Annotated in this window: 24 protein-coding genes and 1 tRNA gene; 7 read left to right on the top strand and 18 right to left on the bottom strand. The window is 69.7% G+C overall.

Annotation, left to right across the window (positions count from 1 at the left end; translation table 11 throughout):
* The first annotated feature begins 200 nt into the window (after nt 1-200).
* From topA to G3I71_RS03650, 5 genes are all read left to right on the top strand, one after another.
* Nucleotides 201-3,053 carry a type I DNA topoisomerase gene (gene topA, locus G3I71_RS03670; protein ID WP_164312454.1) on the top strand — a complete coding sequence of 951 codons (2,853 nt, stop codon included), beginning with the start codon at nt 201-203 and terminating at the stop codon, nt 3,051-3,053.
* A 187-nt stretch (nt 3,054-3,240) separates the two neighbouring features.
* Nucleotides 3,241-6,510, top strand: coding sequence for a dTMP kinase (tmk, locus tag G3I71_RS03665; RefSeq protein ID WP_164312453.1), 3,270 nt, complete (start codon nt 3,241-3,243; stop codon nt 6,508-6,510).
* 206 nt (nt 6,511-6,716) lie between these two features.
* Nucleotides 6,717-7,922, top strand: a complete 1,206-nt coding sequence (locus G3I71_RS03660; protein ID WP_164312452.1) for a DNA polymerase III subunit delta' — start codon at nt 6,717-6,719, stop codon at nt 7,920-7,922.
* A 156-nt stretch (nt 7,923-8,078) separates the two neighbouring features.
* On the top strand, nt 8,079-9,608 hold the full coding sequence (locus tag G3I71_RS03655) for an alpha/beta hydrolase (RefSeq protein ID WP_164312451.1): 1,530 nt from the start codon (nt 8,079-8,081) through the stop codon (nt 9,606-9,608).
* A gap of 106 nt (nt 9,609-9,714) precedes the next feature.
* A tRNA-Thr gene (locus G3I71_RS03650) sits at nt 9,715-9,788 on the top strand.
* A gap of 46 nt (nt 9,789-9,834) precedes the next feature.
* Here G3I71_RS03650 and G3I71_RS03645 read toward each other — a convergent pair.
* From G3I71_RS03645 to G3I71_RS50170, 16 genes are all read right to left on the bottom strand, one after another.
* Nucleotides 9,835-11,232 (bottom strand): tyrosine-type recombinase/integrase, encoded by a 1,398-nt coding sequence (locus G3I71_RS03645; protein WP_164312450.1) that lies wholly within the window; start codon nt 11,230-11,232, stop codon nt 9,835-9,837.
* Between the two features lie 72 nt (nt 11,233-11,304).
* Nucleotides 11,305-11,505: a helix-turn-helix domain-containing protein gene (locus G3I71_RS03640; protein ID WP_164312449.1), complete on the bottom strand. Its 201-nt coding sequence runs from the start codon at nt 11,503-11,505 to the stop codon at nt 11,305-11,307.
* Between the two features lie 204 nt (nt 11,506-11,709).
* On the bottom strand, nt 11,710-12,894 hold the full coding sequence (locus G3I71_RS03635) for a DUF3631 domain-containing protein (RefSeq protein WP_164312448.1): 1,185 nt from the start codon (nt 12,892-12,894) through the stop codon (nt 11,710-11,712).
* On the bottom strand, nt 12,891-13,241 hold the full coding sequence (locus G3I71_RS50175; protein WP_203729271.1) for a hypothetical protein: 351 nt from the start codon (nt 13,239-13,241) through the stop codon (nt 12,891-12,893). Before G3I71_RS50175 ends, G3I71_RS03635 begins: the two co-directional genes overlap by 4 nt.
* Nucleotides 13,238-14,155, bottom strand: a complete 918-nt coding sequence (locus tag G3I71_RS03625) for a bifunctional DNA primase/polymerase (RefSeq protein WP_164312447.1) — start codon at nt 14,153-14,155, stop codon at nt 13,238-13,240. Before G3I71_RS03625 ends, G3I71_RS50175 begins: the two co-directional genes overlap by 4 nt.
* An 87-nt stretch (nt 14,156-14,242) precedes the next feature.
* Nucleotides 14,243-15,526, bottom strand: coding sequence for a DNA cytosine methyltransferase (locus G3I71_RS03620; protein ID WP_164312446.1), 1,284 nt, complete (start codon nt 15,524-15,526; stop codon nt 14,243-14,245).
* Between the two features lie 87 nt (nt 15,527-15,613).
* Complete coding sequence (locus tag G3I71_RS03615) at nt 15,614-16,114, bottom strand: hypothetical protein (RefSeq protein WP_164312445.1); 501 nt, start codon at nt 16,112-16,114, stop codon at nt 15,614-15,616.
* A 33-nt stretch (nt 16,115-16,147) separates the two neighbouring features.
* A complete protein-coding gene (locus G3I71_RS03610; protein ID WP_164312444.1) occupies nt 16,148-16,612 on the bottom strand; it encodes a hypothetical protein in 465 nt (154 codons plus the stop codon).
* A 203-nt stretch (nt 16,613-16,815) separates the two neighbouring features.
* A complete protein-coding gene (locus G3I71_RS03605) occupies nt 16,816-18,936 on the bottom strand; it encodes an FtsK/SpoIIIE domain-containing protein (RefSeq protein ID WP_164312443.1) in 2,121 nt (706 codons plus the stop codon).
* Nucleotides 18,937-19,044: 108 nt separating this feature from the next.
* Entirely contained in the window at nt 19,045-19,362 is a 318-nt protein-coding gene (locus tag G3I71_RS03600) for a hypothetical protein (RefSeq protein ID WP_164312442.1), read from the bottom strand.
* Nucleotides 19,363-19,365: 3 nt separating this feature from the next.
* A complete protein-coding gene (locus G3I71_RS03595) occupies nt 19,366-19,758 on the bottom strand; it encodes an RRQRL motif-containing zinc-binding protein (RefSeq protein WP_164312441.1) in 393 nt (130 codons plus the stop codon).
* Entirely contained in the window at nt 19,758-20,660 is a 903-nt protein-coding gene (locus tag G3I71_RS03590; RefSeq protein ID WP_164312440.1) for a DUF2637 domain-containing protein, read from the bottom strand. The genes G3I71_RS03595 and G3I71_RS03590 overlap by 1 nt, the downstream gene beginning before the upstream one ends.
* Nucleotides 20,657-20,914 (bottom strand): hypothetical protein, encoded by a 258-nt coding sequence (locus G3I71_RS03585; protein WP_164312439.1) that lies wholly within the window; start codon nt 20,912-20,914, stop codon nt 20,657-20,659. Before G3I71_RS03585 ends, G3I71_RS03590 begins: the two co-directional genes overlap by 4 nt.
* Nucleotides 20,914-21,231, bottom strand: a complete 318-nt coding sequence (locus G3I71_RS03580) for a hypothetical protein (protein WP_164312438.1) — start codon at nt 21,229-21,231, stop codon at nt 20,914-20,916. Before G3I71_RS03580 ends, G3I71_RS03585 begins: the two co-directional genes overlap by 1 nt.
* The gene (locus G3I71_RS03575; RefSeq protein ID WP_164312437.1) at nt 21,228-21,494 is read right to left on the bottom strand and encodes a DUF6284 family protein; all 267 of its coding nucleotides are present in this window, start codon (nt 21,492-21,494) and stop codon (nt 21,228-21,230) included. The genes G3I71_RS03580 and G3I71_RS03575 overlap by 4 nt, the downstream gene beginning before the upstream one ends.
* 92 nt (nt 21,495-21,586) lie before the next feature.
* The gene (locus tag G3I71_RS50170) at nt 21,587-21,736 is read right to left on the bottom strand and encodes a hypothetical protein (protein ID WP_203729430.1); all 150 of its coding nucleotides are present in this window, start codon (nt 21,734-21,736) and stop codon (nt 21,587-21,589) included.
* Nucleotides 21,737-22,529: 793 nt separating this feature from the next.
* On the opposite strand from G3I71_RS50170, the gene G3I71_RS03570 reads away from it, so the two are divergent.
* Together G3I71_RS03570 and G3I71_RS03565 are read left to right on the top strand one after the other, a co-directional pair.
* Entirely contained in the window at nt 22,530-23,336 is an 807-nt protein-coding gene (locus tag G3I71_RS03570; RefSeq protein ID WP_164312436.1) for a GntR family transcriptional regulator, read from the top strand.
* Nucleotides 23,333-24,013, top strand: a complete 681-nt coding sequence (locus G3I71_RS03565) for a YdcF family protein (RefSeq protein WP_164312435.1) — start codon at nt 23,333-23,335, stop codon at nt 24,011-24,013. Before G3I71_RS03570 ends, G3I71_RS03565 begins: the two co-directional genes overlap by 4 nt.
* A gap of 1,068 nt (nt 24,014-25,081) precedes the next feature.
* Here G3I71_RS03565 and G3I71_RS03560 read toward each other — a convergent pair.
* On the bottom strand, nt 25,082-25,951 hold the full coding sequence (locus G3I71_RS03560) for an alpha/beta fold hydrolase (RefSeq protein ID WP_164312434.1): 870 nt from the start codon (nt 25,949-25,951) through the stop codon (nt 25,082-25,084).
* Between the two features lie 185 nt (nt 25,952-26,136).
* The gene (locus G3I71_RS03555; RefSeq protein WP_164312433.1) at nt 26,137-26,577 is read right to left on the bottom strand and encodes a hypothetical protein; all 441 of its coding nucleotides are present in this window, start codon (nt 26,575-26,577) and stop codon (nt 26,137-26,139) included.
* Between the last annotated feature and the right edge of the window lie 2 nt (nt 26,578-26,579).

Below are 26,579 nucleotides of genomic sequence, written 5' to 3'. Positions count from 1 at the left end.
GAATAAGCTCGAAGGGGCAGGTCGACACTCCGGGCGGCAGGAATGGCGGTAGTCGGGTTACCGTTCGAGTGGCCGTTGCGGGCTTTTCCCGTTTGACACGGGGGCGGGATGTACCGTCACACTCCGCAGCGTCAGCATGACCCGACCCCGGGAACAAGGCCGGGGGAGACCCCCAGTGTCGACCGGAGAGAAGAGCGAAGTTGTCCCCGACCAGCGAGACCGCAAAGGGCGGCCGCCGACTCGTCATCGTCGAGTCCCCTGCCAAGGCGAAGACGATCAAGGGCTATCTCGGCCCCGGATACGTCGTCGAGGCGAGCGTCGGGCACATCCGCGACCTCCCCAACGGCGCCGCCGAGGTACCCGAGCAGTACACCGGTGAGGTGCGCCGCCTGGGCGTGGACGTCGAAAACGACTTCCAGCCGATCTACGTGGTCAACGCGGACAAGAAGGCCCAGGTCAAGAAGCTCAAGGACCTGCTGAAGGACTCCGACGAACTCTTCCTCGCCACCGATGAGGACCGCGAGGGCGAGGCCATCGCGTGGCATCTCCAGGAAGTTCTGAAGCCCAAGGTCCCGGTCAAGCGGATGGTCTTCCACGAGATCACCAAGGCCGCGATCCAGGCCGCCGTGGCCAACCCGCGCGAGCTGAACCAGAAGCTGGTCGACGCCCAGGAGACCCGCCGCATCCTCGACCGTCTCTACGGCTACGAGGTCTCGCCGGTCCTGTGGAAGAAGGTCATGCCGAAGCTGTCGGCGGGCCGTGTCCAGTCGGTCGCGACGCGACTTGTGGTGGAGCGGGAACGCGAGCGCATCGCTTTCCGTTCTGCTGAGTACTGGGACCTGACGGGAACCTTCGCGACCGGCCGCGCGGGGGACTCGTCGGACCCGTCGTCGCTGGTCGCCCGCCTCGCGGCCGTCGACGGCAGGCGAGTCGCGCAGGGCCGCGACTTCGACTCCCTGGGACAACTGAAGAGCGCGAACACCCTCCACCTCGACGAGGCGAACGCCCGCGCCCTGGCCGCCGCCCTGGCGGACACCAGCTTCGCCGTCCGCTCGGTCGAGTCGAAGCCGTACCGCCGCTCGCCGTACGCCCCGTTCCGTACGACGACGCTCCAGCAGGAGGCCGCCCGCAAGCTCGGCTTCGGTGCGAAGGCGACCATGCAGGTGGCGCAGAAGCTGTACGAGAACGGCTTCATCACCTATATGCGTACGGACTCCACGACCCTGTCGGAGACGGCGGTCAACGCCGCCCGTGCCCAGGTCACCCAGCTGTACGGCGCCGACTACCTACCTGCGTCCCCGCGGGTGTACGCCGGGAAGGTCAAGAACGCCCAGGAGGCGCACGAGGCGATCCGCCCGTCGGGTGATCGTTTCCGCACCCCGGCGGAGACGAGCCTGACCGGCGACCAGTTCCGGCTCTACGAACTGATCTGGAAGCGCACGGTCGCCTCCCAGATGAAGGACGCGGTCGGCAACTCGGTCACCGTGAAGATCGCGGGCACGTCCGCCGACGGCCGGGACGCCGAGTTCAGCGCCTCCGGCAAGACGATCACCTTCCACGGCTTCCTGAAGGCGTACGTCGAGGGCGCCGACGACCCGAACGCCGAGCTGGACGACCGCGAGAGCCGCCTGCCCCAGGTGAACGAGGGCGACGCCCTGTCCGCCGACGAGATCACGGTCGACGGGCACGCCACCAAGCCCCCGGCCCGCTACACCGAGGCGTCGCTGGTCAAGGAGCTCGAAGAGCGCGAGATCGGCCGCCCGTCGACGTACGCGTCGATCATCGGGACCATCCTCGACCGCGGTTACGTCTTCAAGAAGGGCACGGCCCTGGTGCCGTCCTTCCTGTCCTTCGCCGTCGTCAACCTCCTGGAGAAGCACTTCGGGCGGCTCGTCGACTACGACTTCACCGCCCGGATGGAGGACGACCTCGACCGCATCGCCCGCGGCGAGGCCCAGTCCGTGCCGTGGCTGAGGCGCTTCTACTTCGGTGTGGGCACCGATGGCGCTCCCGTTCCCGCCGTCGGCGGCGCGGCCGAGGCGGGCAACGGCGACGGGGACCACCTCGGCGGTCTCAAGGAGCTGGTGACCGACCTGGGCGCGATCGACGCCCGCGAGGTGTCGTCGTTCCCGGTGGGCAACGACATCGTGCTGCGCGTCGGGCGCTACGGCCCGTACATCGAGCGCGGCGAGAAGGACTCCGAGAACCACCAGCGCGCTGACGTGCAGGAGGACCTCGCTCCCGACGAGCTGTCCGTCGAACTGGCGGAGGAACTGCTCGCCAAGCCGAGCGGCGACTTCGAGCTGGGCGCCGACCCCGAGTCCGGCCACCAGATCATCGCCAGGGACGGCCGCTACGGCCCGTACGTCACCGAGGTGCTCCCCGAGGGCACCCCGAAGACCGGCAAGAACGCCGTCAAGCCGCGTACGGCCTCGCTGTTCAAGTCGATGTCACTGGACACGGTGACGCTGGCGGACGCGCTCAAGCTGATGTCCCTGCCCCGGGTCGTCGGCAAGGACGCGGAGGGCGTGGAGATCACCGCGCAGAACGGGCGCTACGGGCCCTACCTCAAGAAGGGCACGGACTCGCGGTCCCTGCAGACCGAGGACCAGCTCTTCACGATCACCCTCGAAGAGTCGCTGGAGATCTACTCCCAGCCCAAGCTGCGTGGCCGGGCCGCCGCCAAGCCGCCGCTGAAGGAGCTGGGCACCGACCCGGTCAGCGGACAGCCGGTGGTCGTCAAGGACGGCCGCTTCGGGCCGTACGTGACCGACGGCGAGAGCAACGCGACCCTGCGCTCCGGCGACAGCGTCGAGGAGATCACCCCGGAGCGCGGCTACGAGCTGCTCGCCGAGAAGCGTGCCAAGTCGCCGGTCAAGAAGACCGCGAAGAAGGCTCCGGCGAAGAAGGCCCCCGCCAAGAAGGCCGCTACGACGAAGACCGCCGCCGCCAAGAAGACGACGGCCGCCAAGACGACCACCGCGAAGAAGACGGCCGCCAAAAAGGCTCCGGCCAAGAAGGCGACCGCTGCGAGGGCCACGGCCGAGGAGTGAATCCGAGTGGGACCGTCGGCCGCTGAGGAGCGCCGGCGAATGGTCGCGACCGGTCTCGGTGAGTGATCTTCGCTTCGTCTTCGCGCCGGCTTCGTGAAACGACCGCCCCGGCACCATCAGGTGTCGGGGCGGTCGTACGTCCGGACGGCCACTTCGAGCTGTCGGTGGCTGCCGATAGGCTGAAAGCATGACGCCAGCAGAGCAGCCAACGGCCATCCCCCAGGCCCCCGACGACGCGTTGGTCGCGGACTCCCGCGAACGCGCCGTTCGCGCCCTGCTGCGCCAGCCCCAGTTGAAGAGGCTGTGGAGCGCGCAGCTGGTGGGCGGTGTCGGTGACGCTCTCGCGCTGCTGGTCCTGGTCGTGCTCGTCCTGCAGGCGGCCGTTGCCGAGGGCTCGTTCGGCGGCGGCTACCGGGGTGTGGCGCTCGCCGTGACGGCGGTCTTCGGGGCACGCGTTCTGGCCACACTGCTCTTCGGTGCCGTCCTGCTCGGCCCGCTCACGTCGCTCACCTCGCGAGAGGGCCCGCTCGACCGCCGCTGGACCATGGTCGGCGCCGACGGGCTGCGCACCATACTCATGATCATCGCGCCTCTGTGGATCGACTGGACGCCGGAGAACGCCCTCGCCGTCCTCCTGGTCACCGCCTTCGTGACCGGCGTCGCCGAGCGCTTCTGGACGGTGTGCCGGGAGAGCGCGGCGCCCGCGCTGCTGCCCACGCCTCCCCCGGAGGGGGCCACGGTCCGTCCGCTGCCGGACCACATGGACGCCCTGCGGCGCCTGTCCCTGCGTACGACCTTCGTCGCGGTGCCGCTCGCGGGCGCCGCGCTCGTCGTCGCCGGGCTCGTCAACAACCTGCTGGGCACCGGGATCGACTGGTTCGACCGGCACCAGGCGGCCTTCGGGTCGTATGTCGCGGCCGGACTGTTCGCCGCCTCGCTGTCCGTGCTCACCGCCCTGGAACTGCCCGCCGTACGCACCCCGCGCGCGCGGTCACCGCTCGAAGGCCTGCGCCGCCCCAAGTCAGGCACAGCCGCCGACACGGGCCGTACGGGCGCGATCCCGCTGCTCGTACTTGCCTGCGCGGCCGTCTCCGGCGCGGTCGCGGCAGCCGTCTCCGTGGCCGTCCTGCACGCCAAGGACCTGGGCGGCGGCCCGGTGACGTTCGGGCTGCTGGTCCTCGTGCTGACCGGCGGCACGGTCGTCGGCATCCGTACGGCACCGAAGGTGCTGGTGGCGCTGTCGCGGCGCCGGCTGCTCGCACTGGCCGTCGCCTTCACCGGGGTCGCGCTGCTCGCCGCCGGGCTGGTCCCGGACGTGACGACGGTGCTGCTGATCGTCGGGCTCGCCGGTATCGGCGCGGGAGTCGCCGCCAACACCGGGCACACGCTGCTCGACCAGGAGACCGAGGACCAGCGGCGGACACGGCTGACCGAGCACCTCCACGCGGTCGTACGGGTGTCCGTGGCGCTGGCCGCGCTGATCGCCCCCCTGGTGGCGGCCCTCATCGGCCCGCACCGCCTGGAGAGCGGCAAGTTCGTGTTCGCGCACGGCGGCGCGGCGTTCACGCTGATGCTGGTGGGCGCGCTGCTGCTGCCGGTGGCCGCGCTGGTCCTCGCCAAGGCCGACGACCGTTCCGGCGTACCCCTGCGGCACGACCTGCGGGACGCGCTGCGCGGCGGCGACGACCCTGTGCAGGCACTCGCTTCGACCGGCTTCTTCATCGCCCTGGAGGGCGGCGACGGGGCCGGCAAGTCCACGCAGGCGAAGGCGCTCGCCGAGTGGATAAGGGCCAAGGGCCACGAGGTCGTGGTCACGCGCGAACCGGGGGCGACCCCGGTGGGCAAGCGGCTGCGGTCGATCCTGCTGGACGTGTCGAGCGCCGGTCTGTCGCACCGCGCGGAGGCGCTGCTCTACGCGGCGGACCGCGCGGAGCACGTCGACACGGTCGTACGGCCGGCCCTGGAGCGCGGCGCGGTCGTCATCTCCGACCGGTACATCGACTCGTCGGTGGCCTATCAGGGCGCCGGCCGGGACCTCTCCCCGACGGAGATCGCGCGCATCTCACGCTGGGCGACCGACGGCCTGGTCCCGCATCTGACCGTCCTGCTGGACGTCTCCCCGGAGGCCGCCCGCGAGCGGTTCACGGAGGCGCCGGACCGGCTGGAGTCGGAGCCGGCCGAGTTCCACGAGCGCGTACGGTCCGGTTTCCTCACGCTGGCCGCCGCCGACGCGGGCCGCTATCTGGTCGTGGACGCGGCGCAGGAGCCCGAGGCCGTCACGACGGTCGTCCGCCACCGGCTCGACCTGATGCTCCCCCTCTCCGAGGCCGAGGTGAAGGCCCAGGAGGAGGCCCGCAAGGCGGCGGAGGCGGAGGCCAGGCGCAAGGCGGAGGAAGAGGCCGCGCGCAAGGCCGAGGAGGAGCGCGTCGAGCGCGAGCGCCAGGAGACGCTGGCCCGGCTGCGCGCCGAGGAGGAGGAGCGCAAGCGTCGCGAGCTGGAGGAGGCGCAGCGCCGCGAGGCCGAACGCCAGGCTGAGGAGGCCCGGCAGCGGGCCGAGGACGCGCGCCGCCGCGCCGAGGAGGAGCGGGTACGGCTGCTCGCGGAGGAGAAGTCCCGCGCCGAGGCCGAGGCCCGCCGCAAGGCCGACGAGGACCGCAGGCGCAGGCAGGCCGAGGAGGAGGCGCGGCTGCACGCTGAGGCGGAGGAACGGCGCCTGGAGAAGCAGCGGAAGGCCGAGGAGGCGCTGGTCCGGGCGGAGGCGGAGCGGCGGCGACTCGCGGAGGCTGCGGCTGCCGCTGCTGCGACGGCCGCCGCGGCTTCGGCTGCCGTTGCTTCTGCGACTTCTGCGGCGGCGGCTTCTGCGGTTGATGCGGGGGGAGAGGGTTCGGGTACGGGCTCAGGTGGGGCTGGGGCTGGGGCTGGCGTTGCGGGATTCGGTGCGGTGGGGGCCGGTCGGTCCGGCGGTTCCGATTCCGAGGTGACGGCCAAGTTCCAGAAGCCGCCGGTTCCTTCGGGGGCGGCGGACGAGACGACTGTGCTGCGCCCTGTGGTGCCGGGTGCGGCGGACGAGACCGCGGTGTTGCCGTCGGTTCCTCCGGGGGCCGCCGACGAGACGGCCGTGCTGCCGCCCGTGGTGCCGGGTGCGGTCGATGAGACCGCGGTGCTGCCTGCCGTACGGGAGGACGGCGCGGGTCGGCGGGACGGTGCGCCCGTGGATCGCGTGCCGCCGGGGTTCTTCCGGGACGAGCGTGCGGACGGGCAGTCCGGGGCCGGCGAGGATCGCACGCGGGAACTGCCCCAGCTCGACACCGATGGCACCCCGCGTCGGCGCCCGCGCTCCGACTGGGCGGAGGAGACTCCGCTGGACGACCTGCCGACGCTGGCCGACGAACTGTTCGGGGCACACGCGGACGACGACCGGGACGAGGGGCGGGGCCGGGGCGGGCGGCGCCGCTGAGGCGGTGCCGTTGCCGGCGGGAGCCAGTTGTCACTCGGAGCCCGTTGCCGGTGGGATCCGTTGCCGGTGGGATCCGTTGTCAGTGGGGACCCGCACAATGGACTTCGCGAGGCAAGCCGTGACGAAACGGCTTGACGGAGTGGCGTGACAAAGCGGCTTGACGAAGCGGCATGACCGACAAGGTCTGATGGAAGGGCGGTGCTCCCATGCCGGTGTGGGACGACCTGGTGGGTCAGGAGAAGGTGAGCGCGCAGTTGGAGGCCGCCGCGCGGGATGCCGACGCCCTGGTCACCGCCGTCGCCGCGAGAGAGCCCCAGCCCGAGGCGTCGAAGATGACGCACGCCTGGCTCTTCACCGGCCCGCCCGGCTCCGGCCGGTCCACAGCGGCCCGCGCCTTCGCCGCCGCCCTGCAGTGCGTGAGCCCCGACCGTGCCCTCGGCGGAGTCCCCGGCTGCGGGTTCTGCGACGGCTGTCACACCAGTCTGACGGGCACGCACGCCGACGTGGACATCGTCCGTACGGACCAGCTCTCCATCGGCGTCAAGGAGACCCGCGCCCTGGTCCGGCGCGCCCAGCTCTCACCGGCTGTCGGACGCTGGCAGGTCATCGTCCTGGAGGACGCGGACCGCCTCACGGAGGGCGCGGGCAACGTCCTGCTCAAGGCCATCGAGGAGCCCGCGCCGCGCACGGTGTGGCTGCTTTGCGCCCCGTCCATCGAGGACGTGCTGCCCACGATCCGCTCCCGCTGCCGTCTCCTCACCCTGCGTACCCCGCCGGTGGAAGCGGTCGCCGACATCCTCGTCCGCCGGGACGGTATCGAGCCGAACGTCGCACACACCGTGGCCAGAGCCACCCAGGGCCACATCGGCCGCGCCCGTCGGCTCGCCACGGACGCGCGGGCCCGGGAGCGCCGGGCCGCCGTCCTCAGGCTGCCGCTCCGCGTCGAGGACGTCGGCGGCTGTCTGAAGGCGGCCCAGGAGCTGATCGACTCGGCATCGGAGGACGCCAAGCAGCTCGCCGAGGAGGTCGACGTGAAGGAGACGGAGGAGTTGAAGCAGGCGATGGGCGCGGCCCAGGGCGGCCGGATGCCGCGCGGCACGGCGGGCGTGATGAAGGAGCTGGAGGACCGTCAGAAGCGCCGGAGAACGCGTACACAGCGCGATACCCTCGACCTGGCCCTCATCGACCTCACCGGCTTCTACCGAGACGTTCTCGCCCTCCAGTTCGGCTCCCGTCTGGCGATCGCCAACGCGGAGGCCGAGGACACCCTGGAGCGCCTGGCCCGCGCCGGCTCACCCGAGTCGACCCTCCGCCGCATCGACGCGATCGCCGCGTGCCGCGAGGCCCTGGACCGCAACGTGGCACCGCTGCTGGCGGTGGAGGCGATGACGCTTGCGCTGAGAGCGGGCTGACAGTCGGCACCGGCAACTCATTGCTTGTCACTGGTGACTGGTGCCTGCTGCCTGGTGGCTCATCCCGCGCAACTCGTATCTCGTAACCCGTAACTCGTACGAGTCATGTTGTGGACGGATAGTATTCGAATGGTTTCACGGGGTTACGCTCGCTGAATGCATATGAGGCGCACACCTCGCCAGACCTGGACATTGCTCGCTGTCGCCGCGCTGCTCGTCTCCGCCTGTTCCACGGGGAGTTCGACGAGTGCGGCGAGTTCGTCGGTGACGCCGACCGGCCTCGCGTCGTACTACGCGCAGAAGCTGAGCTGGCGGTCGTGCGGTGTGCCCGGTTTCCAGTGCGCCACGATGAAGGCACCCCTCGACTACGCGGCTCCGGCCGAAGGTGACGTCAGGCTGGCCGTCTCCCGCAAGAAGGCCACGGGGGCGGGCAAGCCGCTCGGCTCGCTGCTGGTGAACCCGGGCGGGCCGGGCGGTTCGGCGGTCGGCTACCTGCAGGCGTACGCCGGGATCGGCTACCCGGCCGAGATCCGCGCGCGCTACGACATGGTCGCGGTCGACCCGCGCGGGGTGGCACGCAGTGAGCCGGTCGAGTGCCTCGACGGGCGCGAGATGGACGCGTACACGCAGACGGACACGACTCCCGACAACGAACGGGAGACCGACGAACTGGTCGGCGCGTACAAGGAGTTCGCCGAGGGCTGCGGCAGCGGTTCGGCCGACCTTCTGCGGCACGTGTCCACGGTGGAGGCTGCCCGGGACATGGACATCCTGCGGGCGGTGATGGGCGACCGGCGGCTGACGTACGTCGGGGCGTCTTACGGAACGTTCCTCGGGGCGACGTACGCGGGGCTCTTCCCGGACCGCGTGGGCCGACTGGTCCTGGACGGCGCGATGGACCCCTCCCTGCCCGCGCGACGGCTGAACCTCGACCAGACGGCCGGCTTCGAGACGGCGTTCGACGCGTTCGCGAAGGACTGCGTACGGCAGCGGGACTGCCCGCTGGGTACGGAGGAGGGGAAGATCGGCACGAACCTGAAGGCGTTCTTCGACCGCCTCGACACGTCGCCGATTCCGGCGGGTGACGCGGACGGCCGCAAGCTGGGCGAGGCCCTCGCCACGACCGGCGTGATCGCCGCGATGTACGACGAGAGCACCTGGCCACAACTGCGCGAGTCGCTGACGTCGGCGATGCGGGACAAGGACGGCGCGGGCCTGCTGCTTCTCTCCGACAGCTACTACGAGCGTGACGCCGACGGCCGCTACTCGAACCTGATGTTCGCCAACGCGGCCGTGAACTGCCTCGACCTCCCGGCGGCGTACGCCACCCCCGACCAGGTGCGCGATGCGCTGCCGTCCTTCGAGAAGGCGTCCCCCGTCTTCGGCGAGGTCATGGCCTGGGCCTCCCTGAGCTGCGCGTACTGGCCGGTCCGGCCGACCGGCGAGCCGCACCGCATCGAGGCGAAGGGCGCGGCTCCGATCGTGGTCGTCGGCACGACCCGCGACCCGGCGACCCCGTACCGCTGGGCCCAGTCCCTCTCCCGCCAACTCTCCTCGGCCCGCCTCCTGACGTACGAGGGTGACGGTCACACGGCGTACGGGCGGGGCAGCGACTGCATCGACGACGCGATCGACACGTATCTGCTCCGGGGGACCCCTCCGGCGGAGGGGAAGCGGTGCTCGTAACGGCGGGGCGAGCGCCGGTTGGGAGGCCTCTGGGGGTGTGCGGAGCACCCCCGGAAACTGTGTAGACTTGCCGACGTTGCTGACCGCACCATGGTGTGGACAGCGCGCCGCCTTAGCTCAGCTGGCCAGAGCAACGCACTCGTAATGCGTAGGTCTCGGGTTCGAATCCCGAAGGCGGCTCCGGAAAACCCCAGGACTCACTCGCCGTGACCTGGGGTTTTTCCTTTTACTTGACCCGTCGGCGGCGCTGAGCGCGTGCTGCCCTGCGGTCCCTGGTCTCAGTTGTGGTCTCAGTGAGGGGTTCCGGCGCGGGTTCGGGCGCGGGCATGAAGTGGTCTCCCATGCGGCGCATCGCGTCTTTGGAGAGGTGGGATCGGCCCTTGACGTACCGCTTGGTCTGGCTGATCTGGGTGTGTCGCAGGATCTCCATGATCGTGGGCATGTCGACCCCGAGTTCGTTGAGGATCGTGCCGGCGGTGTGGCGGCTTCCGTCGTAGAGGCGACGGTCGGTAATGCCTGCCTCCTGAAGTAGTTCCTTGAACTCCTCCCAGTCGGCTCGGGGGTCGAGGGGACGGCCGTCCGGCCGTGTGAAGAGCGCGTTGTACTCCTGCCACTCGTCTCCGGCGACGGCGCGCATCTCCTCTTGCTGCTTCTTGTGCTCGTGCAGGTAGGGGACGAACGGCGGTGGGATCGGAACGGGGTTCGTGCTCTTTTTGGTCTTGGGTCGGGTGAAGACCAGTCCGCCGCCCTTTCGTTCGGGGCAGGCAGTGGCGTGCCGCCGGCAGTCCTTCGGGCACGGCTTGGGGCAACCGCGCGTGTAGTTCTTGTGCGTCCGACAGTCCGGCGGGCACGGGTCGAATCGGTGGAGACGTTCGCCGCACGCGAGGGCGTCCGCGCATCCGTGGCGCCAGGTGAGGCGCTGAAGCTGCCACTGGGGATTGAACAGTTCGGCGTCGAAGTCGACGTAGGCCCACCGGAGTCCCAGGGTCTCCCCCTGCCGGAAACCCATCCCGACGCCCACGCACCACCGCATGAAGGTGGGCCGCTTGGCGGCGGCTTGCAGGAACGCCTTTGCCTGCTCGGTCGTGAACGGGTTCGCCTCTGTCTCGTCGACCGTGGGCGGGTCCACGAGGGTGGCCACGTTCTCGCCGATGATCCGGCGGCGGTGCGCGATTTTCAGGGCGCGGGAGAGGATGCGGTGGACCTTGACCACGTGAGAGGGCGCGTGGCCGTTGTCGAGCATCACGCGGTACATCCGTTCCAGGTGCTCCGGGGCGAGCTTGTCCAGGCGGTGCTTGCCGACGCCGGGGACGATGTCATTTCGGGTCTTCGACCAGTAGTCATCCAGGGAACGGGGCTTGAGCTTCAGGCTCGCGATGTCCGTGAGGTACGTGGTCATCCACTGCTCTACGGTCGGCTTGCGGCCCGCCTTGGGGGCGCGTCCCTTGTCCCGGAGATTCTCCAACTCGCGTACCTTGCGGCGCACTTCAGGCTCGGTGCGGGCCCTGCGGTGGCGGCGGTCGGGGCTTCCGTCGTCCTTGACGCCCATCGTCACGCGGCCGTGCCACCAACCGTCGTTGCCCTCGTAGACGGACGACTCCATGTTCGGATTGCGGGGGCTCATGTGTTCCTCCATGCGAGAGGCGGCCCCGGACCGGTGTCCGGGGCCGCCTCGTTCGAGCGTTGGTCGGTTGGGTCAGTGAGTTGTCGGTTCGAGGCCGTTCACGTAGGCCTCAAGGTCGCTCCGACGGATGCGGCGGGAGCGGCCCCGCTTGACGTACTTCAGGAGTCCCTCGGCCATCAGCTCGTAGATGGTGGAGCGGCCGTACGAGAGCACCTTGGCGGCGGCTTCAGGGGTGTAGAGCAGTTGATCGGCGGGTGGGAGCGCGGTGCTCATCTGGCCTTGTCTCCTCTGAGGGTCTCGGGGTGTCTCTCAGAAGTCCGCTACATGCGCTTCGCCGCTACATCGCAGGTCAGCGGTGTGTTTCGCGTAGCGGAGGGGTGGGGTGTAGCGGCTACGGCGTGCTGCGGCCCCGGGGTGGTCAGGGTGTGCAGGGTCCGCAGCACGGGCGTGTGTAGCCGCTACACGGGGTGGTTCGCGCTACGCCGATGTGGCCTCTGAACTGGGCTGTAGCGGCTGAAGCGGGAGTAGCGGACTTTCCGGGGCGCCCGTCTGAGGGGGCGGGCAGTAGCGCGTCCAGGCGTCGTGCAGGTCGACGCTGAAATAGCCCTTGAGGATGCCGCCGCTGGTGCGCATGTTCCGGGATGCGACGGGGTCGCCGTCTGCGGTGACGTACTCCCCGAGCATCCGGGACAGGCGCCGGTTGTCGAGGGGCTTGCCGTTGAGGTCGGCCCACGGGGCGTCGTCGAGGGCGTTGAGGCGGTCGAGGATGGCGACGGTGGGCAAGCGGTCGATGCCCACCATGACGTGGTCGCGCAGGTCGGTGAGCAGCCGCACCCCAAGACTGCCCTTGTCGTTGGCCTGCGAGGCCTTGACCAGGGCCACGCACGCTTCGCGGGCACGCTTGGGCCAGTCGCCCCCGGCGGCGTCCGCGATAGCGAGCAGGGGTTCCCAGACGTCGGCGGGGCGGTCGGTGACGCCCTCGGGCATCTCGGGCCAGGCGCCCATGACCCATCCACGCGCCTGCTCGGCCCATGCGGCGAGTCGGTCCCGCAGGGCCATGCCTTCCTTCTCGTGCAGGCGGGCCCGGAAGGGTTCGATCGTCTCGTTCCGGGCGCGGCGGCGCATGCGGATGATGACGGAGCGGGTCAGGATCGTGTCGGGCAGGGAGCCGAGTCCGGCGACCGCGACGGCGGTGTAGGACGGGAACGGAGTCACGGTCTGACTGTCACCCACGCACCGGTAGGTGACCCCGGTACGGCGGTGACCTGCGTTCAGGAACCCCCGTAGTTCCTCGTTGTCGCCCGCCTTCGGGCCGAACACGGTGTCGATCTCGTCGAAGAGGATCGTGGGCCGTCCGTCGGGACCGGACACCGCGCGGAAGAGCGCCGGCGCGGACGCGTTCACCGCGACCATGGGGCGCGGCACGAGGGTTTCCACGATCTCCAACGCGCGCGACTTGCCCGACCCCGGCTCGGGGGAGAGGAACGCAAGACGCGGTGTGGAGTCGAAGCAGTCGAGCAGGTGGGCGTGCGCGTCCCACAGGGCGACGGCGACGTAGGCGGCTTCGGTGGGGAAGATGTTGAAACGGCGGTGGAAGGCTTCCACCTCGTTGAGCAGTGCGGCCCCGTCGATGGTGGGCGGGGTGGGGGTCGACTTGGTCATGCGGCGGCCCTTCCTTCCGTGGTGGTGCGGAGCGGGCAGGTGTCGCGGTGCGCGGTGTGGTCGTCGATCAGGGCGAGCACGCGGGGGTGTCCTACGGCGCTGCGGTCACGGCCGCACTCGCACCGTGAGGTGGCGGTCGGGGTGGCCCTGCCCGGCGCGCAGATGTGGAGCCATGCGACGGGGTAACGGCCGTCGCCACGCGGCGAGTTCGGGAGAACGGCAATGGGGACGCCTTCGGCGACGCCCTTGGGTTCGCCCTCGGCTGTTCGTGGTGCGGCCGGTTCGGCGGGCTTCGGCCCGGCGGCGCCGGGTTGGCCTTCCAAGGGATTGCGGGGTGGGGCGCTCATGCCGCGTCCCGGGGGCGGGCTTTGCGGATGGAGCTGTTCAGGGCGCTGCGGATCGTGGCGCGGCACTCCGCAGCGGTGAGGCCGTGGGCTTCTCCGGCCGCTTGGAAGGCGTCTTCTGCCACGTGCCGGGGGAGGTCGCCCCACGCGACGAACCGCCCCACCTTGAAGGCGGACCGGTTGAGCGTGATGTTGCGCTGCGATTCCGGGGCTGCGGACACCACCGCGCACTCCCCATGCAGTGCGGCCAGTGCCGCGCGGCTCCCGTCGACCCTGGGGAGCCTGAGCGGCCCCGTGGGGCATGCGGGGGCCGGTGTCAGGATGCTCAGCAGCCATCCGGGCAACGGGGCCGCCACAGAGTCGCTGAGAGCTTCGTACGGTCCGGCGGGGGTGATACTGCCCGCAGCGACGATGTAGCCGCCCCACGCGCGGGTGTCGACCAACTCCCCTACGGTTCCTGCCGTGTTGGCCAGTCGCACGGCGTCCGGGGCGGCGAGGTACAGGTGCGATCCGCCGCTCGCAGTCCGCACCCGGTAGGTGCCGGGGACGGGGTGGCCGGCGCGCTCGCAGAGCGCCGTAAAAGTCGTCGCGCCGTCAGGCGCGTCCGAACTGCCCTTCCCGCTCTTGCCGTTGGGTTTGGGCATGTCCAGGTCGACGACCAGCAGCCCGGAAGGACCGGTGGCAATGCCGACGTTGAACGGGGCCCGCGACCAGGCGGCGCGGATCAGATCGGGGTCGGTGGTCGCGCGCTGTTCCCACTTCCGGTGTCCTGCCGCGCACGGGCCGGTGCCGGGGCACGCAGCCTCACCGTGCAGGGCGGGCCGCTTGGTGCCAGGTCGGAGGGGGAAGACGTGCCAGCCGCGCGCGGCGGCGGACAGTGCTGCGGACAGCAGCGCGGAACGAGGGTCATGGGTCATGCTGGATGCCTCCAACAGGTCTGTTGCGGACTGGTTGGCAAGGGCGGCCCCGGGTTCTTGGCGGAATGGGGGCCGCCCTTGGCGTGTCTAGGCGATGTCCAGGGCGAGCTGGGTGGGGACGGGGCTCGCGGTGGCGGGTGCGCCGGCGGCGAGCAGCGTGCGGTAGGCGAGTGCGGCTTGGTGGATGACGACGCCGTTGCCGAGGATCTTGAGCTGGTCGGAGCGGGACAGGCCCAGGTCGGGGCTGGTCACCCAGCCCAGGTCGGCGCCCATCATCCATTCGACGAACGCCGGGGACAGGCGGCGGTTGCCCTTGGTGCCCGCTTCGGTGGGCTCCGGGGCGGTGCGTCCCAGGACGGTTTCCCAGCGGTGGATGGCGGGTCCGTAGTCGGTGCCGTTGGTGGCCACCCACCGCCGGTCGTCGACCAGGTCGCGGGCGAGGTATTCGATGGAGGGGCGCGAGCTCGCACCCTGTGAGGCGGACCGGTTGCGGCCGTAGCGGCGAGCTGTCGGGGTGGGCAGCAGGTTGACCACCACCTCGTTCAGCGGACGCGAGTTGGTGCCCAGCAGGTTGGAGGCGCCGGACTTCCAGTCGCGTGCCGCCGGGGTGGGCAGCAGGGTCACGGCGGTGCGCAGGTTCATGCCGCCCTGGCGTTTGGGGGAGGTGCCGGGGCCGCCGGTGCCGTCGCAGGCGGCGGGGGTGGGCAGCAGCCTCAGGCCTCGGTCGGGGGCAGCAAGAAGACCACTTCGTCCTCCAGCGTGGGCCCGTGCCCGCCCGCCTTGCGCTTGTCCGGATGCTGGGGTCCCCCGTTGCGCCCCAACTGGGAGGTGGGGGTCTTCAGCAGCGGGATAGGCGACGGCGAACCAGCGGTCTCGCCGGTGGCAGGCTCCGACTTCGGGATCTCCAGCGCGTAGGCACATCCACCGCGCGTCGTACCCGATCGCGGCCAGGTCGGCGGCGACGACGTCGAGTCCCCGGCTGCGGAGGGCGGCGACGTTTTCCAGGAAGACGAGGCGGGGTCGAAGATGGCGAATGGCGTGGACGATGGTTTTCCAGAGTCCTGAGCGGTCACCGGCGATCCCTCCCCGAGGTCCGGCATTGGAGATGTCCTGACAGGGAAAGCCGGCGGTCAGCGCCGACGGACGCGCCACGGTGGCGGACAGCGCCTGCCAGTCGACGGCCGTGATGTCACCCAGGTTGCGCGCGTGGGGCAGACGCGCGGCGAGCAGCCGGGACGCCGCCGGGTCCTTCTCGCCGACCATGACCGTGGGCAGGCCGGTGACGGCGTGAACGGCTACGTCCAGTGCACCGGAGCCGGTGCACAGGCTGATGTTGCCGCCTTCCGACGGGACGGCGGGATGATGGGTCATGCTGGATGCCTCCAACAGGTCTGTTGCGGACTGGTTGGCAAGGGCGGCCCCGGGTTCTTGGCGGAATGGGGGCCGCCCTTGGCCTAGCTAGTTGTTCCTGGCCCAGTAGAGGTACTGCCGGCGGACGTAGCGGCGGGGGTCGCCGGTGACGGTGGCGCCGTCCAGCTCGATCAGGAAGCGGGCCAGGTCGAGGGCGTGTTCGTCCCTCAGACAGTGGTCGGAGGGGAGATCGGCGCTCCTGCGGTCGACGACGGCCGCGCGGCGCAGCCACCACTCCCGGTCGCGCCTGCCGGCGTGCGCCTCGTTGACGAGCCACTCGAACTCGTCACGGGGGTTCGGGGCGCTGGCGTACGCGTCTTCCGCCGTCGGCCACGGCTCCGGCTCCGGTCCGGGGTCGTCGTGGGCGGTGGTGTCGGGCAGCAGGAGTGCGCGGGCCACGGTGGCGGCGACGGCGGCGATGTTGCGGGGGTCGTCGTTGGTGGTGCGGTAGTCCTGCCGCTCGCACTGTTCCCAGACGGCAAGGGCGATGGCCTCCGTGAGCGGGTCGTCTTCCCGGAGGGCGGCGGATGTGGTGGCGGGCGTGGTCATGGCTTCCTTTCGAGGCACGGGAGTTGGGCCCTTTCAGCCGTAGAACTTGTTGCGCTTGATGACTGCCTTGCGGATGTTGACCGTGGTCCCGCCCTTGTGGCCGCTCGCGCTGAACACCTGGACGGCGATCCAGCCGCCGAAGATCACGGCCGCGAGCGTGATGAGCTGGGTGACGAACGCGGTCAGGGCCGCAATGAACGAGGTGAGCAGCAGCAGTCCGCCGCACACCGCGAGGAACCCGACGCCCCCGAGGGCGACGTTCACGGCCGTCCGGGAGACGGCCGGCGGGGTGGCGACCGGTTCGGGCCGCATGGGGTCGATGGCGTAGCCGGTGACGACCCGCCCGTCGGGCAGCACGACGGACGCGACCGCCGGGATGCTGCCCGGCTGGACGGGAACGAGCGGCGCCGGAACGGCGATGACGGGCTGTATCGGGGTGGGGTAGTGGACGTCCAGGGCCCGCTGAGCGGACGTGGATTGGGTGTGGTCGGGGTACATACGGAATCCCTTCCGGCGATAGGCCAGGGAGGCAGGGACACCCCCTGACGGGTGGGCTGTGGAGGGGGTTTCAGGGGTCTGACCTGCGGGGCCTCCCTGACTCCCTGACGATCATTTGCGCAGGTCAGGGCCAGGGATATGGGGCAGGGAGGGGGTTGGGGGTGTATCCCCGCCTCCCTGCCGTGGGAGGGTGCGCCTCCCTGTCATCCGGAGACGGAAGCGGAACCGTCGCCGTCGCGGTTGGCGAGGGCGCGCAGGACGTGATCGCGGTGAACGACCATGCGCCCGTTGGACTTCTTCGGCTCCTCGCCCTCGGCCTCCAGCACGCGCTTGAGGTCGCCGAACGTCCAGCCGTCGTAGGCCGTCTCGTCCAGCACGGCGAGGCGCTTGAGGATGTCGAGCGTGAGCAGACGAGGCGCGTCACCCATCGCCCCGAGGATGTCCGCGAGCGGGTCACGCTCCTCACCCCGCTCGATCACGGTCAGCGTGGTGATCCCCGAGCGCATCGCCTTGGCGCGGTCGGTGATCGCTTCGGCCGCGTCGTCGTCGATGTAGTGCGTGCGGACCGTGATGGAGGCCTGCCCGGCGGGAATGGCGATGCCGGACGAGGCGAGAACCAGAGTTCCCTGATCCAGACCGGGGCGCAGCAGGTTGGGGGCCGCGCCCCCGTCGACCGCCTTGTCCCCCAGCGCCATCCGCGCCTGCGACTCCGTGCCCAGCGCGAGCGAGGCACGCGTGTGGGCACCCTCACGGACCAGCTTGGGAAGGTTCTGGTCGGTGGGGTCCTGCGTCCCCTGCCACATCAGCACGTTCACGGCACGGCCCTGGTTGTGAATCTTCCGGACCGCCATGAAGTACCGCGAGGTGGCCTTGGAGCCGCCGTAGGGGCGCCGTTCGTCGTCGAGGACCGGGCACATGAACGCCATCTGTGCTTCGTCCACGATCACGATCAGGGCGGGGAACACCGTGCCGGGCGGGGCCTGGATACGGCGGTTCATCTCCTCCACGGCGTTCTCGACCATCTCGGTCACCTGGATCACGTGGTCGTCGGTGGGGCCCTGGATCAGCACGTCGGCCAGGCCGTAGAACATCTTCCAGTCACCGATGCCCTTGAGGTCCCCGATCCAGAACTGCACCGACTTGTCCAACGCCAGCCACAGGGCCAGGGAGCGCAGGGCCACGGTCTTGCCCTGGTTCGACAACCCGGTGATCAGCAGGTGGCGCTGATACACGCTCAGCGCCGCCATGTCACCGCGCAGGTCCTGACCCCACGGCGCCTTGCCCTTGGTGTAGTCGGCGGTCATCGTCTCGTCCGTGACCAGCGGAGACGGGCCGATCGGCTCATCCAACGCCCCCGAGTCGGCCACCCACAGCCGCACCGTACGGGCCGCCTGCGGGATCGTGATGAACACCTCGTGCTCATGCCGGGTCAGGTTCTCGGCAAGCTTGCGGCGCCGGTTCTGTACCTCGATCGTGGAGACCCCTGAGGGAAGGGTGACGTCGACTTCGACGCCGCATCCGGCGATCCGGATCGGACCCAGCATCGAGGCGCCGGCGTCGCCCATGTCCTTGATGGCGTTGCGCAGCGCGGGCACCCCGAGATCGCGCAGGGCCTTGACGACGATGGACGGGGTGACCGGCTCACCCTCACCGCTGCGGACGTTGGCGGGCAGCGCCCACTGCGGTGCGGCCTGCTGCTTACTGCCGACCGCCCACAGCGCGAACAGAGCGAGCAACGGACCGACGATCAGCGCGGTACCCCATGTGACCTGGACGATCCGGATCAGCAGGGCGATGAACTCGATGGTGGCTTTCAGCGGGGTGATGACGTCGGTGACGTCATGGTTGTTGATCGCCATCACGACCCCGAGGGCGACCAGCACCCCGATGCCCACCCCGGTACCGACCGCAAGACCCTTGGCGGCCTCCACGGGCGAGTGGAGCAGGTCCATGCGGCGGTGGTGGCGGGCCTGGCGGAAGCGCTGCAACCGCTCCTCCCACTCCTCGGCGGCCTCCAAGTTCCCCGCCGCTTCCGCCGTGCGGATCATGCGCTCGTAACGGGCACCGGTCTTGCCGTCCCAGGTGCGGCGGGCCACGATCCGGCCCCCGTTGAACGTGTAGAGACTGTGACGCGCCACCGCACGAGCAGCGGTGCGGGTGTTCTCGTGGGTGACCACGGTCTTCACGGCACGCCCGGAGCGCACCCACAACGGCACCAGCGGCGCGGGCGGGGCATCGGGCACCACGGTCAGCACCGTGGAGGTCACGTCCGACTCAGCGCCGGCCAGGGGGGTTTTGACGAGAGGAACGATGTTGTCGGTCATGCTGGTGGTGCTCCTGACTGCCCCCTCGGGGGCGGGAGTGGGAGGAAAGGGCGTCGGGGTGGCCGGGTCCGTGGAAAGAGCGGGCACCCCGACGCCTGGTCCGGCTGGTCAGAACCAGCCGGAACGCTTCTTCGCCGCCTTCTCGCGGGCGGCCTCGGTGATCAGGCGCTGCTTCTCGCCGTGCAGGGCGGACAGTTCGGCGGTCAGCCGCATCTCCGCATTCGACGTGGTGGTGTCGATCTGCTGCTCAGCGCGGGCGGTGCTCTTGCCCCGTACGACCTTGTAGGAGCCGCCGATGGTGGCGCGGGCCATGGCCCGGCGTTCCGCACCGTTGAGCGGCCACGACTCACCGCGCTTGACCGCTGCCAGCTTGGCGGCGGCCTTGTGGATCTCGCGGTCCATGCGGCGGATCTCGGATTTGGACACGGGTCAGCCCTCTTTCGGGGTCGGTTCGGGGTAGGCGCACATGACGCACATGCCGAGCGAGGTCGGCATGCAGTAGCTGTAGATGACCTTGCAGTTGGGGCAGGTGCGGCGGGCCAGCATCGCCAGCGCGAGGGCGCCCCACTTCCGTGAGGTCATGGGGCGGACGGGCTTGGCGAGGTCGATCCGGTACAGGTAGGCGACCTTGACCCCGCCCGCCCGCCGGTTGACGCGCATGACCTGCGCCGCTATCGGCTGACCCCCCGGACGCAAGCCACGCGCCCGTAACTGGCGGCGGGTGGCGAACTGTTCGTCGTCGGGGGCGAACTTCCAGGGGAAGGTGGGGATGCCGTAGCGGGCGCCGGTCGGGTCGAAGCACTTGCCGTAGGCGGCGGACATCAGATGACCGCCGTAGCGGCGCGTTCGGCCTTGAGGGTGTCGCGCAGCATCCGGGCATTGACCGGGGACGTGTGCAGTTCGAGGCGGATGCCCTCGGCGGTGAGCTTCGCGTCAGGCCAACCGGCCGTCACCTTCCGTGCCTCATGCAGGAGTTGATCGGGTGTGCGCCTGGATCGGGTCGGGCGGGCGGCGGCGGGAACCCGACCGGTCGCCCGACGCGGGCGGACCGACTCAGCCGCCACCGCACTGCGGACGATCGAGTTGACGGGGATCGGGGCGGTCGGCATCGGCTTGAGTTCCGGGGCCGACTTCAGCACGTCGACCGCGACCGGATCGGGCACCCGCACCGCAGCCGGAAGGGCGGGCGGCGGGGTCGATTCCAGCAGGTCAGGGGTAGACCGATAACCAATGGTCTCGGTCGATTCCTCCGCATTCGTGATCGGTGCCGGAATCGGGTCCGGGACCGGTACGGGTCGGTGGTGCAGCACCTTCGCGACCAGGTCGGATCCGAAGTAGATCGACCCGACCGGAAGCGACGTCGCCAGCAGCACCAATGCCCAGTTGGCGTACTCGCCGGCGGCGAGCCGTCCCCAACCGGCCGTAGCGTCGTGCAGCTCGGGAACGAGACCGTGCACGTAGTTGAGGACCAGCGAGGCGAGCGTGTAGGCGCCCAGCACCCGCAGCGCGAACTTCCGATCCTTGCCATCGAGCACGAGGGCGGCGACCAGGGCCAGAGCCATCAGACCGTCGACCACGAACGGGTAGAGGGTCGCGGCGGTGTCATCCGCGCCCACCGCGTTCGCGATGTCCCGCAGCGCGTTCCACGACACCCGGAACGCCATGCCGACGACCGCGACCAGGGCCAGCACGAGAGCAGTCCGCCCCTTGCGGTTGAGGTTCACCGGAACCACCCCCGCTTCTTGGGCGCCGGGGTGGTCAGCTTGGCTTCCTGCTGCTCCCAGCGGCGGGCCTCGTCCTCGCGGCCGTCCAGCCGGGCGAGGTGCGCGGCCTGCTGGTGAGCCGACATGGCCACCCACTCGCGGTGCGTGGCAGCAGCGACCGGACGCGAGGGCGCGGGAGTGTCAGCGCGGCGGGCGGCCTGCTGAGCCGCGTACTGCTGCTCCGGGGTCTGCATGTCCTTGAAGCGGCGGCCCATCACGCCACCGCCGCAACGGGCATGTCGCTGTAGCCGGTCAGTTCCAGCACGGCGCCCGAGAAGTCGACGAACACCTTCAGTACGCGCGTCTGGCCGGCGCTCTGCTCGCCGTATTCGACCGAGTCCGGGTCGACCCCCAGGGCCTCCCGCCACGCCTCGAACACGGACAGGTCGTCATGGAAGCTCAGTCGCAGCCGGTCCGGGTAGACCGTGGTGACGTCCACGTGCGGCGCGGGCAGGTGCCCGAAGTCCACCGCCAGCACCCGCAACGCCCGCAGCGGAGCGGTGAGGCAGTCCAGTGCCAGGGTCCCGCTCACGCTCCCACCCCCGGGATGTGCATCGTGGTCAGGTTCGCCAGCGCGAGGCGGGCGGCCAGCACCTTGCGGCGGGCCCGGCGGATACGCCGCGCGTCCAGCTCAGTGGGGGTGCGGTCCAACGTGATGATCTGTGCGTCCAGCAACTCGACTTCCGCCAGGATCAGCGGCATCTCAACCCAGATGGCATCCAGCTCAGCGAACGTCGGCTCGCGGTCGGGAAGGTCGGTGGTAACAGTCGCCTGATCAGCAGCGATGTGCTTCATGGGTCGTGGTTCCTCTCGCAGGGTGGTACGGCCCGAAGCGGCGTCCGGGGGGCAACCCGGGCGCCGCGCGCCGTTGATGTGGTGGGGGTTGGTCAGCTCGTGCGGCCGTAGGCCTCGTTCAGTTCCGCCATCACGTCCTTGCACTCGCCGGACGTGATGCGGTCGTAGACCTCCTGACCGCGCTGTACGGCTTCCGGGGAGGTCAGGTCGGTGGTGGACTCCTGCGACTTCGTGTCGAACACAGGTGCTCCTGAGGTGTCGTAGGTGGTGGACCAGGCCGGACGAACCGGCCGGCTCCCCGCGCTCCCATCCGTACGGCCCCCGCACTGAAGCGGGTCCGGACGGGTGGGAGAGGCAGCCGGCCCGCAGCGCGTTCGTGCTGCGGAACCAGGGATGGACCGGGGATGTACGGCGCCGCCGGTCGGTCTCACGGCGGCGCCTTGATATGTCGTCGGTTCACACCGACCTCCCTCAGAGAGAAGGGGAAACGGCTTCACCGGTCGGCCCTTGAGGGGCGGACCGGTCCCGAGCCGGTGAATTCGGGTGCGTCAGCGTGGCTGCTGTGACGCTCAGCAGGGCGGCTTGCACGAAACGAACGGTGCAAGGTGGCGTGCCGCCGACGACGTCACCCGGTCGTCTCGGGGGCGGTCTTCTCATCCCGCCACGTGCGTTGGAGCCCGCTGTACCTCCCCACACCCGTCACCGGATGGCGCCTGCCAGGCGCATAGGGGGAGAGCTGCGTTCATCACGGCGGTTTGCCCCCGGGCTCTCGCCCTAGGCACCTTCCGTGACCGCCGCTCTCGCGTCAGCCCCGCACGATCACTGTTCAGTTCTCAAGGAACGACCAGCTCAGGGCCCCATATGGAAGCGAGCTATCCCGAACCAGCACGGCGTTTGAAGCAGCCCAAAGAAGGCCTCTCCGATCCGCTGTCCTGGGACTGCGAACCACCTGAGATGACTATGCATCGCAGTCCCAGGACTGTCAACAGTCCTGGGACTGTGCTTCACTGAGAGGCATCGAGAGGAGTCCCCTGCATGGCACCGAAGTGGCGTGAGCTGGCAGACCGGATCGCGGAGCAGATCAGGAGCGGTGAGATCCAACCCGGCAAGGCATTGCCGCAGATCAGAGACCAGGTCGAGGCCGGGGAAGGCTCCAAGTCCACCGTGCATCAGGCGTACAAGGCGCTTGAGGCGGAAGGACTTGTGACCTCATCGCGCGGGCACGGCACCGTGGTGCGCCCGCGTACCCGACTCAAGCGGCTCGGTATCGCGCGGTACGACAAGGTGAAATGGCGCGACGGGGACGAAGTCGCGTTCATCGCGGACCGTGTGGCGTCGGGGCGCGCCTACAAGCGCAACGAGCAGACGCAGTCCGTGAGCCGCGTCCAGGCGAGCGGCCTAGTGGCTGAGGGGCTTGGTGTCCCCCTCGGCTCCGACGTGTACGCGCGCGCCCGCCTGGTGAAGGAAGGCACGCAGCCAACGCACACTCTGACCAGCTACTACCGGCCGGAACACGTCGAAGGAACGCGGATCGTCGACCCGACCCCGGGGCCCGCCGGCCGTGGGGGCGGATACCGGGTGCTGTATGACGCCGGATACGAGATCGACCACATGAAGGAGGCACTGCACGCTCGCATCCCGACCGCAGACGAGACGAAGCTTCTACAGCTCCCAATGGGGGAACCCGTGGTCGAACTTCACCGGACCACGTACACGGCGGATGGCACGGTGGTTGAGTTCGCGGTCGGTGTTCACGCGGCCTCACGCTTCGCGTGGGAATACGAGTTCAAGGTGCCCGACTCCGCCAACGACAACGGTAGTGACAAGGAAGGGTCTGCGTGATCTCCGTACAAGACTGGCAGGACACCCAACTCCTGTGGGACTACCAGCAGATGGGACACGAACCGCGTCCCTGCTCGGTCGGCATCGGTCTCGGTAGTCATGACCTGGGAGTCGCCGACACCACGGTCGACCTGTACCGGCGCGGAATGGTGCCCCTGATCGTCTTCACCGGAGCAACCAGCCGAACCACCGAGGGTCGCATGCCGCGCGGCGAAGCCGAGCACTACCGGGACCGCGCCCTTGAGCTGGGCGTACCGGCTGACGTCATCCTTGTTGAGCCGCACGCTCGCAACACCGGTCAGAACATCACGCTGTCGCGCGCGCTGCTCGAAGAGCGCGGGATCGACGTCTCGTCTGTGCTGCTCGTCAGCAAGCCGTACGAGGAGCGCCGGGCATACGCTACGGCCCGGAAGCTCTGGCCGGGAGTCGAGTTCGTCAGCGCGTCAACTCCCATGACGCTCCCGGACTACGTCGACTCCATCCAGGATGCGCGCCTTGTCGTAGACATGCTTGTCGGGTCGCTGCAACGGCTACTGATCTACCCCGCGCAGGGGTTCATGATCGAGCTGGATGTACCGGCGGACGTGGTTGGCGCGTACGAGCGTCTCGCGTCCCGTGGCTTTACGAGCCGACTCGTGCCCGGGGTCGGTTCGATGCCGGGGGAGGGCGTCCGGTGATACGGGGCGCGGCTCTGACCGTGGTCTCAATTGCGGTCTCAGATGCCGCTCAATCCGGGGGCGTTCGCGATTGTCCGCCAACGTCCGGCAAGCGCTCCGACCAGCAGCGCAAGCCGAATCGCGGACGTCCATGGACACCCCCGGACCAAGATCGGACAACTCGTAATGCGTAGGTCTCGGGTTCGAATCCCGAAGGCGGCTCTGAGGAACCCCAGGACTCACTCGCCGTGACCTGGGGTTTCTTGTTGCTCGTCACCTTCGGATCACGGCAAATCTGTCGGCGACGGGTGATTCACCCGCCGCCGACAAAATCGGGCATGCGCGGTCTACGCATCGCAATGCGTAGGTCTTATGTTGGCGGGGCGTAGCCAGTAAGCGCTATGGGGCTGTGACCTGGTCTTATGTGCCACTCGGCGGGTCTGCCCCTGTCTGCTCGGTTCGGCCTGGTGGCCAAGTGTGCAGCGAGCGTGCGGAGGCATCCCTGTCGGCCTTGTATTTGGTCGGAGCGACCGGAGTGAGGGTTGTGCGATCTCGACAATCAAGCCCGCGCAGATGCGCCTCTCCAGTGGACCGGGATGGGGTGGTGTGCCTTCTGATGAGCAGGTGTGGGCAGGAGTCGCCCGGCTTTCTGAACCGTCGACTTGTTGCTCAGGGGGCGCTGAGGGCGGAAGCGGTCCGCGGCGGCCGATGGCCCGGGCCGCGAGGGCGAAGCGGTCGAGGCCAACGCCGGTGAAGGTGACGGCCGTCCGGCCGCCGTCGGTACTTGGTGGCCGCCCGCCGGGGATGCCCGCGGAAGTCGAAGCCGTGGCGGGCGACAGGTCTTCCCACCCGTTCTGTCGGGTCCGGGAGGGGCACCGCCGCCCCTCCTGCCTGCCGTGGACGATCAATGCCTGCACGGTATGGCCGCGTGGATCTCGCCCATAAATGACCAACTTGCCCGAAAGGGCATTAACTCGTTGATTCGTAGAGATACTTGACAGCGCTAGATGATCATCGCGGCCCGCTGCGTAGAGCTCGTGCGCTGAGCACTTCCCTACGTTGTTCTGCGGGAAGCGGCCCAGAGGTTTCTTACTCGGACCGTCCGGTGAAGAAGCCCGCAAGGGAGGACGTGAGCGCTTCTGGAGCCTCTTCGGCTACGTGGTGCCCGGAGTCGATGCCGTGGCCCCGTACGTCCGGTGCCCACTGACGCCAGATCTTCACCGGGTTCCCGTACAGGTCCTCGAGGTCGTCCCGGAGCGACCAGAGGATCAGTGCCGGGCACCGGATCCGCACCCCGGCGGCGCGATCGTCCTCCTCGTGCCGCCGGTCGACTGTGAGGCCGGCCCGGTAGTCCTCCAGCATTGCCCGCACCACGTCGGGGTTCCTCGTGGCCGCGCGCCACTCGTCGTAATTGTCCTGTCCCATGCTCTGGGGATCACCGCGGTACCAGTTGTCCGGGTCGGCGTTGATGACTCGCTCGGGGATGTCCGGCTGGGCGAAGAAGAACCAGTGCCACCACTTCGTGGCGAACTCGGTCGTGATGCGGGACAGGTGCTCGGTGAGGGGCAGACAGTCGATCAGCGCCACTCGCGAGACCGCGTCGGGATGATCGAGCGCGAGACGCAGGGCGACACTGCCTCCGCGGTCGTGCCCGGCGAGTGCGAACCGGGTATGGCCGAGGGAGCGCATCACCTCGACCATGTCACCGGCGACGGCCCGCTTGGAGTACCCGGCGTGGTCCGCGGCAGGCGCAGGGCCGGTGGACCGGCCGTATCCCCGTAGATCGGGACAGACCACGGTGAAACCGCGCCGGACGAGGAGTGGGGCGACGCGATGCCAGGTCGCGGACGTCCGGGGGTGGCCGTGCAGCAGCACCACCGGCGGCCCTTCCCCACCGTGGCGAACGAAAATCGATGCTTCGTCGACCTGAACCCGCCTGGTCTCAAAGTCCTCGAACAAGACCTGAACCTCCCGCCCTCGTTGACACACGGCCCACTGCACCTACCGGCTCAGGACAACCCCGCACCAGCCCGTGAGGACCACCGGGCCAACAGGTTGCGCAAGCTGGACCTCCTCGTCGGCGAGTGCTGAACCGACGCAGGCTTCCTCTTGCCCCCCCGCAGGTGCCCGGACACAACTGCCTCTCAGGACGCGGCCAGGAACAAGTGATCGTGGGGTCGGCGCAGGAGACGGTCGCGCCGCAACACGCGGGTGGCGATCCGGACGCGGGAGGCTGCGGCGGCGCAATGGAAAGCGTGGATGTGGTCGAGGACGGCCTCGCGCTGGGTCACGGATCCGGGGGTGCCCTCCAGCGCGAGGTCCACGTGATGGTGCTCCTCCGCCGAGCCGTCGGGAGCCAGATGGGTGGCGCTGAAGGAGCACAGCAGACGGCCGGTGGACGGCAGTCGCCGGAGGCGGCAGCTGATGTGACTCTCGGGGTATTGGACGTCGATCGTCTCGTCCACGCAGGACACGTGCATGGCGTGGGCGAGCCGTGGGTCGCCGATCACCAGCACGAAGCGCAGCGCGAGGCCGCGGACGAGCGCGGGGCGCGGCCGGGGCCGCTCCGGTACGGGCGAGTGCATGA

The organism is Streptomyces sp. SID12501, from assembly GCF_010550245.1.
GTDB lineage: Bacteria > Actinomycetota > Actinomycetes > Streptomycetales > Streptomycetaceae > Streptomyces.
This window is presented reverse-complemented; position numbering and strand designations above follow the sequence as displayed.

Bases quoted from the DNA above. Each gene is read 5' to 3' on its own strand.
- G3I71_RS03615 (WP_164312445.1), bottom strand. From the start codon at position 16,114: ATGACCACGCCCGCCACCACATCCGCCGCCCTCCGGGAAGACGACCCG.
- tmk (WP_164312453.1), top strand. From the start codon at position 3,241: ATGACGCCAGCAGAGCAGCCAACGGCCATCCCCCAGGCCCCCGACGAC.
- G3I71_RS03660 (WP_164312452.1), top strand. From the start codon at position 6,717: ATGCCGGTGTGGGACGACCTGGTGGGTCAGGAGAAGGTGAGCGCGCAG.
- G3I71_RS03625 (WP_164312447.1), bottom strand. From the start codon at position 14,155: ATGACCCATGACCCTCGTTCCGCGCTGCTGTCCGCAGCACTGTCCGCC.
- G3I71_RS03575 (WP_164312437.1), bottom strand. From the start codon at position 21,494: ATGAAGCACATCGCTGCTGATCAGGCGACTGTTACCACCGACCTTCCC.
- G3I71_RS03640 (WP_164312449.1), bottom strand. From the start codon at position 11,505: ATGAGCACCGCGCTCCCACCCGCCGATCAACTGCTCTACACCCCTGAA.
- G3I71_RS03570 (WP_164312436.1), top strand. From the start codon at position 22,530: ATGGCACCGAAGTGGCGTGAGCTGGCAGACCGGATCGCGGAGCAGATC.
- G3I71_RS03620 (WP_164312446.1), bottom strand. From the start codon at position 15,526: ATGACCCATCATCCCGCCGTCCCGTCGGAAGGCGGCAACATCAGCCTG.
- G3I71_RS03595 (WP_164312441.1), bottom strand. From the start codon at position 19,758: ATGTCCGCCGCCTACGGCAAGTGCTTCGACCCGACCGGCGCCCGCTAC.
- G3I71_RS03635 (WP_164312448.1), bottom strand. From the start codon at position 12,894: ATGACCAAGTCGACCCCCACCCCGCCCACCATCGACGGGGCCGCACTG.
- G3I71_RS03645 (WP_164312450.1), bottom strand. From the start codon at position 11,232: ATGAGCCCCCGCAATCCGAACATGGAGTCGTCCGTCTACGAGGGCAAC.
- G3I71_RS03605 (WP_164312443.1), bottom strand. From the start codon at position 18,936: ATGACCGACAACATCGTTCCTCTCGTCAAAACCCCCCTGGCCGGCGCT.
- G3I71_RS03655 (WP_164312451.1), top strand. From the start codon at position 8,079: ATGCATATGAGGCGCACACCTCGCCAGACCTGGACATTGCTCGCTGTC.
- G3I71_RS03555 (WP_164312433.1), bottom strand. From the start codon at position 26,577: ATGCACTCGCCCGTACCGGAGCGGCCCCGGCCGCGCCCCGCGCTCGTC.
- G3I71_RS03610 (WP_164312444.1), bottom strand. From the start codon at position 16,612: ATGTACCCCGACCACACCCAATCCACGTCCGCTCAGCGGGCCCTGGAC.
- G3I71_RS50175 (WP_203729271.1), bottom strand. From the start codon at position 13,241: ATGAGCGCCCCACCCCGCAATCCCTTGGAAGGCCAACCCGGCGCCGCC.
- G3I71_RS03585 (WP_164312439.1), bottom strand. From the start codon at position 20,914: ATGGGCCGCCGCTTCAAGGACATGCAGACCCCGGAGCAGCAGTACGCG.